The organism is Streptomyces sp. NBC_01341 (assembly GCF_035946055.1).
GTDB lineage: Bacteria > Actinomycetota > Actinomycetes > Streptomycetales > Streptomycetaceae > Streptomyces.
Window position 1 is genome coordinate 5371196 of record NZ_CP108364.1, and the last position, 14452, is coordinate 5385647.

Sequence of the window (14452 nt, forward strand, 5' to 3'; positions counted from 1 at the left end):
GACGTCCAGTCCCGACGTGCGCGTGGAGAGGGTCGAATGAGCACTCTGCAAGCCATCACGCTCGACCAGGTGGTCGACACGGACCGCTACCCCCTGTCGGACCCGGAGAGTCCCGAATGCGAGGCGGTGGTCGCGCGGGCGCGCAGCGAACTGGACGCGGTCGGCTGCACCGTACTCCCCGACTTCATCCGGCCCGCACTCCACGAGGTCCTGCGACAGGAGTGCGCCGCCATCGCCCCGCAGGCGTACTTCGACGTGGAGACGGTGAACGTCTACAACATCGATGTGGACGCCGATCTGCCCGAGGACCACCCCGGACGGCGCACCTTCCAGCGCGGCAACGCCTTCGTCGCCCGCGACCGCGTGCCCGCGGACGCCCTCATCGGCCGGCTCTACGGCCACGAGCTGTTCCAGCGCTTCGTGGCCGGCTGCTTCGCGCTGCCCCGCCTGTACGAGCTCGCCGACCCGCTGTCGGGACTCGTGCTCAACGTCGTGCGCCCGGGAATGGAGCACCCCTGGCATTTCGACACCAACGAGTACACGGTCAGCATGCTGACCCAGGAGGCCGAGAGCGGCGGCGACTTCGAGTACTGCCCGCACATCAGGTCCGCCGACGACGAACGGTTCGACGACGTCCGGGACGTCCTGGACGGCCGCGGCGGGCCGATGACCCGCCGTCTCCCGCTGAGGCCGGGCGACCTGCAGCTGTTCATGGGCCGCTATTCGCTGCACCGGGTCAGCCCCGTGCGGGGCGGCCGGGCGCGGCACAGCGCGATCTTCGCCTACAGCGAGCGCCCCGGCGTCATCGGGAGCGTGGCCCGCACCAGGCAGCTCTTCGGCCGCGTGCTGCCCGAGCACCGTGCCGCGGAGGGCCGGGCGGTGCGGGGGGACCGGCTGCTGGACTGACGGACTTCTCCAGACCACGGCCCAGCCACGCGATCCACCAAGGAGAAGCCCCTTGCGCCTCGACGCGACCGGAAAAGTCTCGCTGGACCACATCTACACCGCACCCGATCCCCGGACGTACTTCCGGGAACTGCGCCCCCTCGGCTACTGCGTGCCCCAACTGGCCAAGCCCTACTTCGAGAAGCTCGTCAAGGAGTACCGGGAGACCGAACAGGTCACCGCCCCACGGGTGCTGGACATCGGCTGCTCGTACGGGATCAACGCGGCCCTGCTGAAGTACGACCTCACGATGGACGAGCTCTACGCACGCTACGACGGCACCGGCCCCACCACCCGCGAAGGGCTCCTGGCGCGCGACCAGGACCTCTCCCGCTCCCGCAGCCCCGCGAACGGCCTGCGCTTCACCGGCCTGGACGCCTCCACCGGGGCCCTGGCCTACGCCCGCGAGGCCGGCTTCCTCGACGACACCGTCCACGCCGACCTGGAGACGTACGACCCCACCCCGGAGCAGCGCGCCCGGCTCGCCGGCACCGACCTGGTGATCTCGACCGGATGCATCGGCTACGTCACCGAACGCACGCTCGTCCGTGTCGTCCGCGCGCAGGACGGCCGACTCCCGTGGATGGCGCACTTCGTCCTGCGCATGTTCCCCTTCGCCCCCGTCGAGCAGGCCCTGGCGGAACTGGGCTACCGCACGATCACGGTCGACGGGGTCTTCAGGCAGCGGCGGTTCGCCGGACCCCAGGAACAGCGACGGGTCCTGGACGGCATGGCCGCGGCCGAGGTGGACGCGAGCGGACTGGAGGAGGATGGCTGGCTCTACGCCCAGCTCCACCTCTCCACGCCCCGGAACCGGTAGATCCCATTCCCGCCCTACTCACCGAGAAGAGAGCCGCATTGAACGTCAGTCAGGAAGCAGCAGCCGGAGCGACCTTCGCCCGTGAGGGCAGTCTGCCGAAGGTGCCGCTGCCCACACTGGAGGCGAGCTGTGAGAGGTTCCTCGCCTGGTGCGCCCCCTTGCTGACCGAGGAGGAGCGGGCGGCCACCGAGGCCGAGGTCGCCGCCTTCCTGCGGCCCGGCGGCCCCGGCAGGACGCTGCACGCGGCGCTGGAGGAGTACGACGCGACGGAGGGGGTGCACAGCTGGCTCGACACCTTCTGGCCGTACCGCTACCTCGGCCGCCGGGACCGCATCGCTCTCAACGCCAACTTCTTCTTCCTCTTCCAGGACACCGGCCAGGGACAGCTCGACCGCGCCGCCGGGCTCGTCGCCGGGGCGCTCCACTACAAGCGGCGCCTCGACGAGGGGCTCGTCGCGCCGGTGGAACAGCGCGGGGTGCCGCAGTCCATGGTGCAGAACAAGTACCTCTTCTCCACCACGCGCATCCCCGGAGTGCCGCTGGACACCGTGCGCGCCCCGTACAGCGAGCAGGCGCCCGGGCCCTCCGCGGCCCGGCACATCGTCGTGTTCTTCCGCGGCACCATGTTCCGCCTGGACGTCATCGGCCCCGACGGCGTCCCGCACAGCCTCGACGAGATCGAAGGGGGGCTGCGCGCGGTGACCAAGGCCGACGTCCACACGGCGGACGAGGACCGGGCAGGTCACCTCACCACCATGGCACGGGCCGAGTGGGCGGCCACGCGGCAGGAACTGCTGGCCGGGGACCCGGCCAACGCCAGGACGCTGGACGACATCGAGACCGCCCTCTTCTGCGTCTGCCTGGAGGACTTCGCACCCGGGGACACCCAGCAGACCTGCGACGAACTGCTGCACGGAGACCGGGGAAACCGGTGGTTCGACAAGGCCGTCTCCTTCGTCGTCTACGCGGACGGCCGGGCCGGCATCAACGTCGAGCACTGCGAGCTGGACGGGACGACCATCCTCAGCTTCACCGACGCGCTGCTCGGCACCCCGCCCGAGGAGCACTCCCGCCGCTCCGGCGCCCGCCCCCAGGGGCAGCCGGTCCCGCAGCCGCTCACCTTCGGGCTGGACGCGCCCCTGAGGGCCCGGGTACGCACCGCCGCGGACGCGTTCGCCGCGTACGGGCGGGACACCGCCACCACCACCGTGTCCTTCGGGGACTTCGGCAGCACCGCGGCCAAGGCGCTCGGGGTGTCCCCGGACGCGTTCGTGCAGACCGCGTACCAGTTGGCCCACCAGCGCGCCAAGGGGCACTTGGGGGCGACGTACGAGTCCATCGCCACCCGGCAGTTCCGCCACGGCCGAACCGAGGCGATGCGGGTGGTGACCCCCGAGATGCCGGCCTTCGTCGCGGCGATGGAGGACCCCCTGGCGGACCGCGACGCCCGCCGCGCCGCGTTCCGGGCCGCCGCGGCGGCGCACGTCGCCCGGGCGAAGGAGTGCCAGGCCGGCGCCGCGCCCGAGCAGCACCTCTGGGAACTGGAACTGATCCAGCGCCGCCGGGGCGAGGAGCTCGGCGTCGGCGAACAGCCCTCCTTGTACCGCTCCCCGGGCTGGCTGACCATGCGGGACGACTACCTGAGCACGAGCTCGGCACCGTCCGAGAACATCCAGTACTTCGGCTTCGGCTCCACGAGCAGCCGCTGCATCGGCGTGGCCTACGTCCTGCTCCCGCAGCGGTTCAACCTCTACCTGAGCACCCCGCGCACGGTCGCCGACCAGATGCACGCCTTCGCGGACCGGCTTCGCGAGGCGGTCAGGGAACTGCGGGACCTCCTGGCGGACTGACCCCGAGGAGCTGCCACCGGAGCCGGTGCCCCGCCGACGCCTTCAGCGTGTACGAACGACATCAGGGCCTCCCGGCCCCGCTCGGTTCGATTCGCGTCTCCGAGCTGCCGGGAAGCCCTGACTTCATGCCCTCACCGCCGGACGATCACCCGCCAGGAACGTGTCCGGCCTGCGCGTTCCAGGAGCGGTCGAGATACGGCTTCTCGGGCAAGTCCTAATACTGGGGATGCGCCCAAGCCGAGCAGGCGTCACCACCGAACCCATTCGGTCCGCAGACCCTGAATGAAGTGACATCCCGGGAAAGAGTTGTGGATGCTGAACTGCGGGCCGGGCCATAAATCTTGTGCATGGTTGCGTCGCCGTTCAGGTAGTAGTCGGCGTGAGCTCCGGAATTATTCGACCAGACCCAGATCCAGCTCGTCACTCCGGGGCCCGCTGTGCTGTTGTTGACCTGAGCCTGGTAGTCGGCACTGTCAACACCGGTATCGACATGCTTGGACACCGAACAGGCATAGCCGCAGTCAGCCGCCGCCGAGGCTGAGGCGGGGGACGAAGCAAGGGTCAGCCCTGCGACGGTCATCCCGGTGGCTACGGCAGCTGCTCGGGTTATTGTTTTCAGCTTCATCAACTCACTCGCCTACGTCAAAAAGAGGTTCTTGTGGTCGCAAAAGAAATGGCCAGGTACTTTCAGCTGGAATTTGCTCACCAGTGTTCGAAAGCCCCGTGATCAACTCCTGCGTATCGACAGTAGGACACGCCGAACCAAGGCTCCACTCGTTTTGACGGTTTCATGTCGTCAAGAAGTCATAGTTATCCTCGGTCCTTCCGTCGACCCTCATACGACAGCGAGGGCTGGTTCCCCCCGAGGTAGGGGGAACCAGCCCTCGCTGCTGAATCTGACGTCGAGGCAGGGACCGCCGGACCGGCCTCAGCCTGGAGAACCAGGGGCTTCAACGAGAAACACAGGAGAGTGTCTCTGCGGGGCACACCACGTTCCCGGCTCCGGTCAAGGGCACCCGCCCCTGCGTCTTAGAGGTCGTAGTACAGCTCGAACTCGTGCGGGTGCGGGCGCAGCTGGATCGGGGCGATCTCGTTCGTGCGCTTGTAGTCGATCCACGTCTCGATCAGGTCGGGCGTGAAGACGCCGCCGGCCTGGAGGTACTCGTGGTCGGCCTCGAGGGCGTCGAGGACGGCGGGCAGCGAGGTCGGGACCTGCTGGACACCCGCGTGCTCCTCGGGAGCCAGCTCGTAGAGGTCCTTGTCGATCGGCTCCGGCGGCTCGATCTTGTTCTTGACACCGTCGAGGCCGGCCATCAGCAGGGCCGAGAACGCCAGGTACGGGTTCGAGGACGGGTCCGGCGCACGGAACTCGACGCGCTTGGCCTTCGGGTTGGAGCCCGTGATCGGGATGCGCATCGCGGCGGAGCGGTTGCGCTGCGAGTACACCATGTTGACCGGGGCCTCGAAGCCCGGCACCAGGCGGTGGTAGGAGTTCACCGTCGGGTTGGTGAAGGCGAGCAGCGACGGGGCGTGCTTCAGGATGCCGCCGATGTAGTAGCGCGCCATGTCCGAGAGGCCCGCGTAGCCCTGCTCGTCGTAGAACAGCGGGGAGCCGCCGGACCACAGGGACTGGTGGACGTGCATGCCCGAGCCGTTGTCACCGAAGATCGGCTTCGGCATGAAGGTCGCGCTCTTGCCGTTGCGCCAGGCGACGTTCTTCACGATGTACTTGAAGAGCATGAGGTCGTCGGCCGCGGCGAGCAGCGTGTTGAACTTGTAGTTGATCTCGGCCTGGCCGGCGGTGCCGACCTCGTGGTGCTGGCGCTCGACCTGGAGGCCGTTCTTGTCCAGCTCCATGGAGATCTCGGCGCGCAGGTCGGCGAAGTGGTCGACCGGCGGCGTCGGGAAGTAGCCGCCCTTGTAGCGGACCTTGTAACCCCGGTTGTTCTCGACCGCACCGGTGTTCCAGGCGCCGGCCTCGGAGTCGATGTGGTAGAAGCTCTCGTTCGCCGACGTCTGGAAGCGGACGTTGTCGAAGACGTAGAACTCGGCCTCGGGGCCGAAGTAGGCGGTGTCGGCGACACCGGTGGAGGCGAGGTAGGCCTCGGCCTTCTTCGCGACGTTCCGCGGGTCACGGCTGTACTGCTCGCCGGTGATCGGGTCGTGGATGAAGAAGTTGATGTTCACGGTCTTGTCGCGGCGGAACGGGTCGACACGAGCCGTCGACAGGTCCGCGCGGAGCGCCATGTCGGACTCGTGGATGGCCTGGAAGCCACGGATCGACGAGCCGTCGAACGCCAGTTCCTCGGACGGGTCGAAGGACGCCGCGGGGATCGTGAAGTGCTGCATCACACCCGGCAGGTCGCAGAACCGGACGTCGACGAACTTGACGTCGTTGTCGGCGATGTACTTCTGGACTTCGTCGGCGTTCTGGAACATCCAACTCCTCCTACTCCCGACCCGGGAAAGGGCGGGGTTGCAGCTCGTCTGTGTGGCCAGTGCGGTGGCACACGCTGGACCCGACCTTAGGCAGAAGGGATTTCTCCAGCATGACCCATTTGTTTCGCACAAGTTAACCAGCCCGGTTGCCTGCGGCACCTCGGCGACGTGTTCCGTGCCCCGCCCGGCCAGGTGCAAACGTGGGCGCAGTACCGTGGTCCGGTGGACAACAGGCAAGCAATCGGATCGTGGCTCTCGGGGCCGCGCGCGGCGGCCGAGGAGATGGGCGCCGACTTCGGTTACCGGGGCGAGCGCCTCGGTCTGCCCCAGGAGGGGCCGGGGTCGATCGCCCCGCTCGGCCGGCGTTTCGGGGCCCTCTTCATCGACTGGATCGTGTGCATGGTGATCGCATACGGCCTGCTCGCTCGCGGTGACCAGCAGGTGGCGGGGAACTGGGCGCTCGGCGTCTTCCTCGTCATGAGCCTGCTGACGGTCGGAACCATCGGTTCAACCCCGGGTAAGCGGATCATGGGCCTGCGGGTCGTCGCCGAGGACGGCGGGCGGCTCGGGACCGTGAGGGTCGCCCTGCGGAGCGTACTGCTCCTCCTGGTCATCCCGGCCATCGTCTGGGACCGCGACAGCCGGGGCCTCCACGACCGGCTGGCGCGCGCCGTGCAGGTCCGTATCTGAGCCGTCCGCATCCCGGACACCCGGGTGCGCGGCGCTCCGCACTCCACACGCCGACCGCGAGCCTGGGCCGGCTGCGGGCGGCCCCCGCCCGTGGCGCCACGGGACAGGACGCCGGGACACGGCGCCGGGGGAGACACAGGGACAGCGAAACGGTGCGGCCCCGGACGAGATCTCGTCCGGGGCCGCACCGCTTCACGCTTCCGCGGTATCAGCGCATCTTTCCGCCGCGCGGCATCCGCATGCCCTTCGGCATCGGGCCCTTCGGCAGCGGCATGTTGCTCATCAGGTCACCCATCGCGCGCAGCCGGTCGTTGGCGGCGGTCACCTGCGGACCGGTGAGGACCCGCGGGAGCTTCAGCATCCTGGTGCGCACCTTCTTCAGCGGCACCTGGCCCTCGCCGTCGCCGACGATGATGTCGTGCACGGGTACGTCGACCACGATGCGGGCCATCCGCTTCTTCTCGGCGGCCAGGAGGCTCTTCACCCGGTTCGGGTTGCCCTCGGCCACGAGCACGATCCCCGCCTTGCCGACCGCCCGGTGGACGACGTCCTGGCTCCGGTTCATCGCGACCGCCGGAGTCGTGGTCCAGCCGCGGCCGACACGGTCCAGCACCGCCGCAGCGGCGCCCGGCTGTCCCTCCATCTGCCCGAAGGCCGCCCGCTCCGCGCGGCGTCCGAAGATGATCGCCATCGCGAGGAACGCCAGTACGAAGCCCAGGATGCCCGCGTAGACCGGGTGACCGATCAGGAAACCGATGGCGAGGAGGACACCGAAGGTGATGATTCCCACACCCGCGACGACGAGACCCACTTTGGGGTCCGACCGCCTGGTCATCTTGTAGGTCAGGGCGATCTGCTTGAGCCGCCCCGCGTTCTCGGCGCTGTCCGCGCCGTCAGTGTTTGCCTTCCTCGCCATGCAGCGAAGTTTACGTGGCCCGGAGGTGACCTAGGAACGGTGGTCGGCCACAGCCTTCAGCACGTGCTCCGCCTCGACCCGGTCCTGGGCCCTGCGGCGGTCCTCGAGGACCGCCGTCCAGGCGTTCCTGCGGGCGGTGCGCTGGCCGCTGCTCATGAGCAGCGACTCGACGGCGCGGAGTGCGGTGGTGACGGACGGGATGGTGTTGGCTCGTACCGGCGCGGCGTGCATCGTGGACGTTCCCCCTCGGAGCGGATGCGCGCACCCGGCGCGCACTGAGTAGCGGGAAGCAATGACGGCGGTGGCCGTGGAAGCCACCGCGTATGTACCTAGGGTCACTGCTCGGTGTTACCAGTGCATGACCGGTCGGTCAAACACCAATGAACCTCTGATTTCGGCGCCGCGCACGTCGACGCGGCCCATACGGGCCCCCGACCTGCGGGGGACGCACGGACCGCGTCGTCGCGGCTATTACTGTTCAGTAATTACTTGTGCGCCGATTCACACGGAGGGTGTGGCCGCGGTGGCGGCACTGCGGCGCTCGATCGCCTGCTGGAAGAGGCGTCCGGCGCGGTAGGACGAACGCACCAGCGGACCCGACATGACGCCGGAGTAACCGATCGCGTCGGCCTCGTCCTTGAGCTCCACGAACTCGTGCGGCTTCACCCAGCGCTCGACCGGGTGGTGCCGGACGGAGGGCCGGAGGTACTGCGTAATCGTGATGAGCTCGCAACCCGCGTCGTACAGGTCCTGGAGCGCCTCGCTGACTTCCTCGCGGGTCTCGCCCATGCCGAGGATCAGGTTGGACTTGGTCACCAGACCGGCCTCGCGGGCCCGCGTGATGACTTCCAGGGAACGCTCGTAACGGAAGCCGGGGCGGATGCGCTTGAAGATCCGCGGCACCGTCTCCACGTTGTGCGCGAGCACCTCCGGGCGCGAGGAGAAGACCTCGGCCAGCTGCTCCGGCTCGGCGTTGAAGTCGGGGATCAGCAGCTCGACCTTGGTCGCGCCCGCCTCCCGCTCCGCCGTCAGCCCGTGGATCTGGCGCACGGTCTCCGCGTACAGCCAGGCACCGCCGTCCTCCAGGTCGTCGCGGGCGACGCCGGTGATGGTGGCGTAGTTCAGGTCCATCGTGACCACGGACTCGCCCACGCGGCGGGGCTCGTCACGGTCGAGGGCCTGCGGCTTCCCCGTGTCGATCTGGCAGAAGTCGCAGCGCCTCGTGCACTGGTCCCCGCCGATGAGGAAGGTGGCCTCGCGGTCCTCCCAGCATTCGAAGATGTTCGGGCAGCCGGCCTCCTGGCACACCGTGTGCAGTCCCTCGCTCTTCACGAGTTTCTGCAGCTGGTTGTACTCGGGGCCCATCTTCGCCCGGGTCTTGATCCACTCGGGCTTGCGCTCGATGGGGGTCTGGCTGTTCCGGACCTCGAGGCGCAGCATCTTGCGCCCGTCGGGTGCGACAGCGGACACTCCGGCACTCCCCTTAGCTCTCACTGCATTGGAATCTTCGGTAAACACCAGGGTACGCCCGTGGTTAGAACGGTCTTACGTCTGCCCAACCTGTGGCCGAGAGGCCCTATTCCCGGCGGGCCTGTGGGAACCGTCTCAGGCGGGCGTGACGGCGGTCTCCGGGGTGCCGACGACGCGCGGCGCGGGCTCCGCGTTCTCCAGGATCTCCCGCAGGTGCCTCTCGGCGACCGGCAGGACGTCGTCGATCGTGATCTCGCGGCCCAGTTCGCTGCTGAGCGAGGTCACCCCCGCGTCCCGGATACCGCACGGCACGATCCGGTCGAAGGACGTGTTGTCCGGGTTCACGTTCAGCGAGAAGCCGTGCATGGTCACGCCCTTGGCGACCCTGATACCGATCGCCGCGAGCTTGCGGTCCTCCCGGCGCTGGCCGGCGTTGGACGGCGCGTACTCGGGGCCGTTCAGCCGGGGATCGAACTCCTCGTCGTGCAGCCGGGGGTCGAAGTCCAGCGAGAGCCCGCCGAGGGCCGGGCGGTCCTCGACCGGATCGCCGAGCACCCAGACACCGCTGCGGCCCTCCACCCGGCTGGTCTCCACGCCGAACTCGGCGGCCGTGCGGATCAGCGCGTCCTCCAGGCGGCGCACGTGGGCGACCACGTCCACCGGGCGCGGCAGCTTCAGGATCGGGTAGCCGATGAGCTGCCCGGGGCCGTGCCAGGTGATCTTCCCGCCGCGGTCGACATCGATGACGGGCGTACCGTCCAGCGGGCGCTCGCTCTCCGTCGTGCGCCGGCCCGCCGTGTAGACGGACGGGTGCTCGAGGAGCAGGCAGGTGTCGGGGACGGTGTCCTCGAACCGTGCGGCGTGCACCTCGCGCTGCCTCTGCCAGGCCTCCTGGTAGTCGACGGCCTCCTCGCCGAATCCCAGACGGACGAACCGCAGCTCACTCACTCGGGTGCCTCCCTACTCGCGGTGCCGCAGGGCCGGGGGGTGTCCCCGGAACCACGTCACCATGCACTGATGTGCGCCCCCAGCCACTGTACGACCGGCGCCGGATGCCGGATCCGGCAGGCCGTACGCGGTCGAATCCGTCAGCGATCCGGGCAATCCTCACACGATCGGATGAACGTGGAGCGAAGGGTGCTGGGACCGCGGCCGAGGCGGCTAAATTCGCGCCGTTCCATAACGGGCTCGCCCGCTCCCACTCGCGGGGGAGCCCGGGAGGGCCGCCCGCCCGGGCTCGATGGCAGGAGACCTTTCAGCTGATGTCGGAACGACCGCCCCAGCGCACCCCGAACCGGCGCCTCGCCGCCCTCATCGCGGAGGCCGGGTTCTCCCATGCCGGGCTGGCCCGCCGGGTGGACCAGCTCGGCCTCGAACACGGGCTCGACCTGCGATACGACAAGACCTCGGTGACCCGCTGGCTGCGCGGTCAGCAGCCCCGGGGCACCACCCCCGCACTGATCGCCGAGGTCTTCACCCGGCGCCTCGGACGCCGGCTCTCGGCACAGGATCTGGGCCTGGACGCGTGCGCACCCGTCTACGCGGGCCTGGAGTTCGCGGCGACACCCGCGGAGGCGGTCGACATCGTCAGCGGTCTGTGGCGCAAGGACTCGGGCAGTCACGCCGAGCTGCGCAAGATCGCCTTCACCCCGGCCGGACTCGTCGTCCCCAGCCGGGACTGGCTGATCGGGCGCGCCGACGAATGGGTCGGCCGCGGCGGGACAGCGGACCGGGCGGGCGGGACACCCTCGACGGCCGCCCCGCGCACGACCGCCGAGGCCCGCGCCCCGCAAGGGCTCCACCAGGCGAACGGGAGCGGCGTCCCGCAGGCACCCGGGCTGCCGCACGGAGCCCGTGACCCCGGGCTCCCACGCCCTCCCGCGCCCGCGGCGCCGCCCCTCGGCGTCCCGCGCCAGCGGCAGACCGAGCGGGGTGCGGGCCTGCGGGTCGGCAGCGGCGACGTCGCCGCGCTGCGCTCGGTGGGCGAGCTCTTCCGCACCCTGGACAACGCCTACGGCGGTGGCCACGCCCGGCAGGCCCTCGTCCGGTACCTGGAGCACGAGGCCGAGCCCATGCTCCGCGGGAGCTACGGCGAGGCCATGGGCAGGCGGCTGTTCTCCGCCGCGGCCGATCTGACCAGGCTGGCGGGCTGGACCTCGTACGACATCGCGGCGCACGGTCTCGCCCAGCGCTACTTCGTGCAGGCGCTGCGCCTCGCCCAGGCGGCCGGTGACCGGGCGTACGGTGCCTTCGTCCTGATCACGATGAGCCGCCAGGCCGTCTATCTCGGGCACGGCAGGGAGGCCATCCAGCTCGCCCGGGTCGCCCAGCAGGGCATCGGCTCCGCCGCGCCGCAGATCGTCATGGCGCTGCTGCACGCGGTGGAGGCCCGCGGGCACGGCGTCCTGGGGGAGAGCAGGGCCTGCGTCGCCGCCCTCGTCCGGTCGGAACGCGCGTTGCAGGGCGCCAGGCCCGGGGACGACGTGCCGCACTGGGCGCGCTTCTTCGACGAGGCCCAGCTCGCCGACGAGTTCGGCCACTGCCACCGAGATCTGCAGCAGTACCGGGTGGCCGCACAGCACGCCGAGCGGTCGCTCCAGCTGCGGGCGCCCGCCTTCGCCCGGAGCAGGCTGTTCTGCCGCGTGGTACTGGCCTCGGCGCGCCTCGGGCTCGGCGAACTGGACCAGGCATGCCTGCTGGGTGCCGAGGCGGCCCAACAGGCGGCCGAGATGCGGTCGGTGCGCGCGACGGAGTACGTCCGGGACTTCGAACGGCGCCTCGAGCCCTACCGCGACGCCGTCGCCGTGCGGGGTTACCGCGACCGGGTCGCCGCCCTCGGCTGACCGGCGCCTACGCGGCCGCGGGGAGGTGTGTCCCGTCCTCGCGGGGCCGGCTCACCCCCAGGTCCGCGAGGATCGCCGAGGCCGCACGGCGGCCCGAGGCCAGGGCCCCCTGGACGCTGCTCGTGTCGCGGTGGTCGCCGCACACGTACAGTCCGGCGAGCACCCGGACGGGCCGCCGCGGATCGTGCGGCGGCACCATCGCCGGGACGGCCTCCGGGTCGTGACGGGCGGCCAGGAGCTCCCAGTCGTGCGTGGGTGTCCCGTACAGCCTGGAGAGGTGCGCGCGGACGGTACGGTCGAGGTCCGGCGGCTGCGGGCCGAGCACCGTGGAGGTGATCAGGACGCGGCCGCGCGGTGCGCGCGAGGGGTCCACCTCGCTCATCACCGCCGTGTGGGCGACCGGACCCGACCGGTCCGCGTCGAGCAGGAGACGGGCCCCGGTCGACGGCGCTTTGGGTGCTGTGTGGTGGAGCACCGTCACCGGGTGGAACGCCGGTGTGCGCAGGCCCGGCAGCAGTTCGGCGGCGGCGCCCGCACCGGTCGCCAGCAGCAGTGACCGGCAGCCGAGCTCGCCGTGCTCCTTGGTGCGTACGGAGGTGATGCCGGCGGCCGTCACGTGCACCCCGGTGCGTACGGTCCCGGGCGGCAGCGCGGCCGCCAGCAGTTCGGGCAGGGCCGAGGACCCGCCCGAGGGCACGCAGAGCCGGCCGCGGGCGTAGTCGCGGAGGGCGAGTTCGGCGCAGCGGCTCGACGTGGTCAGCTCCGGGTCGCAGAGCAGCGCCGAGAGCAGCGGCCGGAGGAACCCGTCGACGGTGCGGGGCGAGAGGCCGCGCGCCGCCGGTGCCGCGAGCGCGGGCCTGTCGGGCCGGGCGGTGATGCGGGACTCGGGGGTGGTGGCGAGTCGTGCCAGCCAGGCGCCGAGGCGGGCCTGGTCGATCGCTCCTCCCAGGGGCGCGCTGGGGGCGCTCGATCGGGAGCGCACTGCGCGGAGTGCGCCCCGCGCGCTCCGTATGTCGCCGGCGCGGTACTGTCGCCCCCCGCTGTGGACGAGTACCCCGGGTGCGAACTCCCGCAGGACCAGGGCCTCGAGCCCCGGAGCGCCGGTGAGATCCGGATACGCCGTGTTGAGCAACGGGCCCGGACCGTCGAGCCGGAAGCCGTCGACCTCGCGGGTGGCCATCCGGCCCCCCACCTCCTCGGCGGCCTCCAGGACACTGACGTCCACTCCCGCGCCGATGAGCTGGTGAGCCGCCGACAGGCCGGCGATACCCGCCCCGATGATGACCACATCCGCGTGGTCTGCTGTGTGTGCCGTGAGCACGTGCCCCTCCCCGATTCGGTGCGAATGCTGGGGGGCTATTTCCCCCAACGCGGCCCCGGAATGCCGGAGTTCGGGTCGAGGCTAGGCGGATGGCCGATACGGGCGCAGTCGCGCGCACCCAGGGCACCGGTGCACGGGGTCGCACGGCGGCCGCACGGGCGGGCCGACCCGGCCCGGGTCGGGCCGGTCAGCGCAGCGCGGCGCGGATGGCTTCGTCGATACCGGGGAACGCGAAGGCGAAGCCCGAGTCGAGGAGCCGGCCGGGCAGCACCCGCTGACTGCCCAGGACGTCCTCGGAGAACTCGCCGAGCGCGATCTTCAGAGCCGGCGCCGGGGCGGTGAACAGGGTCGGGCGCTTCAGTACCCGACCCATCGCGGCCGTCACCTGCGCGTTCGTGACGGGGGAGGGGGCGGTCAGGTTCACCGGCCCCGACAGGCTCTCCGTGTCCAGGATGTGCCGCAGCGCAGCGACGTGGTCGTGCAGCGCGATGAAGCTCCAGTACTGCCGGCCGCTGCCGAGGCGCCCGCCGAGCCCCGACTTGAACAGCGGGAAGAGCCGGCCCCAGGCGCCGCCCTCCTTGGCGACGACCAGACCGGTCCTGGCGTGGACCGTGCGGACACCGGCCTCCTCGGCCGGCGCCGTGGCCTCCTCCCACTCCACGCACACGGACGGCAGGAAACCGTCGCCGGGCGGGGCGCTCTCGTCGACCGCGCGGTCCCCGGTGTCGCCGTAGTAGCCGATGGCGGACCCGGACAGCAGTACCTTCGGCGGTGTGTCGAGAGAGGCGACGGCCTCGGCGACGGCGGTCGTCCCCAGCACCCGGCTGTCCCGGATCTCCCGCTTGTACGCGTCGGTCCACCGGTGGTCACCGACCCCGGCGCCGGCGAGGTGCACGATCGCGTCGCAGCCGACCAGCCCCGCCACGTCCACGTACTGACGCTTCGGGTCCCACTCCACCTCGTCGCCGGTCGCGGCCGGGCGGCGCACCAGACGCACCACCTCGTGCCCGTCGGCGCGCAGCGAGCGCACGAGCGCCGCTCCGATGAGGCCTGTCGATCCGGTGACGGCGATTCGGGAACGCAGCATGGCGTCCATCCTGCCCCATGCGCCGCGACTCATCCGTGATGCGGGGCGCGGAACACGGATGCCGCGCGGGG

13 protein-coding genes are annotated in these 14452 nt (G+C 70.7%); 5 read left to right on the plus strand and 8 right to left on the minus strand.

The genetic code is table 11. From position 1 onward, the window contains the following. Window positions 1-36: 36 nt before the first annotated feature. Genes OG206_RS23595 through OG206_RS23605 form a run of 3 tightly spaced genes read left to right on the plus strand, consistent with a single transcriptional unit; the run spans window position 37 to window position 3615 of the window. Window positions 37-906 carry a HalD/BesD family halogenase gene (locus tag OG206_RS23595; RefSeq protein WP_327119273.1) on the plus strand — a complete coding sequence of 290 codons (870 nt, stop codon included), beginning with the start codon at window positions 37-39 and terminating at the stop codon, window positions 904-906. 52 nt (window positions 907-958) lie between these two features. Further along, window positions 959-1765, plus strand: coding sequence for a class I SAM-dependent methyltransferase (locus OG206_RS23600; RefSeq protein ID WP_327119275.1), 807 nt, complete (start codon window positions 959-961; stop codon window positions 1763-1765). Window positions 1766-1803: 38 nt separating this feature from the next. Next, entirely contained in the window at window positions 1804-3615 is a 1812-nt protein-coding gene (locus OG206_RS23605) for a choline/carnitine O-acyltransferase (protein ID WP_327119277.1), read from the plus strand. 214 nt (window positions 3616-3829) lie between these two features. Here the strand turns inward: OG206_RS23605 and OG206_RS23610 are convergent, their stop codons facing one another. Further along, window positions 3830-4240, minus strand: a complete 411-nt coding sequence (locus OG206_RS23610) for a hypothetical protein (RefSeq protein WP_327119279.1) — start codon at window positions 4238-4240, stop codon at window positions 3830-3832. Between the two features lie 404 nt (window positions 4241-4644). Continuing rightward, complete coding sequence (glnA, locus tag OG206_RS23615; RefSeq protein WP_327119281.1) at window positions 4645-6054, minus strand: type I glutamate--ammonia ligase; 1410 nt, start codon at window positions 6052-6054, stop codon at window positions 4645-4647. Between the two features lie 222 nt (window positions 6055-6276). On the opposite strand from glnA, the gene OG206_RS23620 reads away from it, so the two are divergent. After that, a complete protein-coding gene (locus OG206_RS23620; protein ID WP_327119283.1) occupies window positions 6277-6744 on the plus strand; it encodes an RDD family protein in 468 nt (155 codons plus the stop codon). 208 nt (window positions 6745-6952) lie between these two features. Here OG206_RS23620 and OG206_RS23625 read toward each other — a convergent pair whose 3' ends face one another. From OG206_RS23625 to lipB, 4 genes are all read right to left on the minus strand, one after another. Then, window positions 6953-7660: a DUF4191 domain-containing protein gene (locus OG206_RS23625; protein WP_327119285.1), complete on the minus strand. Its 708-nt coding sequence runs from the start codon at window positions 7658-7660 to the stop codon at window positions 6953-6955. Window positions 7661-7690: 30 nt separating this feature from the next. After that, window positions 7691-7891 carry an SCO2195 family GlnR-regulated protein gene (locus OG206_RS23630; RefSeq protein ID WP_327119287.1) on the minus strand — a complete coding sequence of 67 codons (201 nt, stop codon included), beginning with the start codon at window positions 7889-7891 and terminating at the stop codon, window positions 7691-7693. Between the two features lie 270 nt (window positions 7892-8161). Further along, the gene (gene lipA / locus OG206_RS23635) at window positions 8162-9130 is read right to left on the minus strand and encodes a lipoyl synthase (RefSeq protein ID WP_327119289.1); all 969 of its coding nucleotides are present in this window, start codon (window positions 9128-9130) and stop codon (window positions 8162-8164) included. A gap of 135 nt (window positions 9131-9265) precedes the next feature. Next, entirely contained in the window at window positions 9266-10078 is an 813-nt protein-coding gene (lipB, locus tag OG206_RS23640; protein WP_327119292.1) for a lipoyl(octanoyl) transferase LipB, read from the minus strand. A 314-nt stretch (window positions 10079-10392) separates the two neighbouring features. Here lipB and OG206_RS23645 point away from each other — a divergent pair, with 314 nt between their 5' ends. Next, on the plus strand, window positions 10393-11973 hold the full coding sequence (locus OG206_RS23645; protein ID WP_327119294.1) for a regulator: 1581 nt from the start codon (window positions 10393-10395) through the stop codon (window positions 11971-11973). Window positions 11974-11980: 7 nt separating this feature from the next. Here the strand turns inward: OG206_RS23645 and OG206_RS23650 are convergent, their stop codons facing one another. Both OG206_RS23650 and OG206_RS23655 read right to left on the minus strand, forming a co-directional pair. Then, window positions 11981-13294 (minus strand): FAD-dependent oxidoreductase, encoded by a 1314-nt coding sequence (locus OG206_RS23650; protein WP_327119296.1) that lies wholly within the window; start codon window positions 13292-13294, stop codon window positions 11981-11983. 187 nt (window positions 13295-13481) lie between these two features. After that, window positions 13482-14381, minus strand: a complete 900-nt coding sequence (locus OG206_RS23655) for a TIGR01777 family oxidoreductase (protein ID WP_327119298.1) — start codon at window positions 14379-14381, stop codon at window positions 13482-13484. Window positions 14382-14452 lie beyond the last annotated feature (71 nt).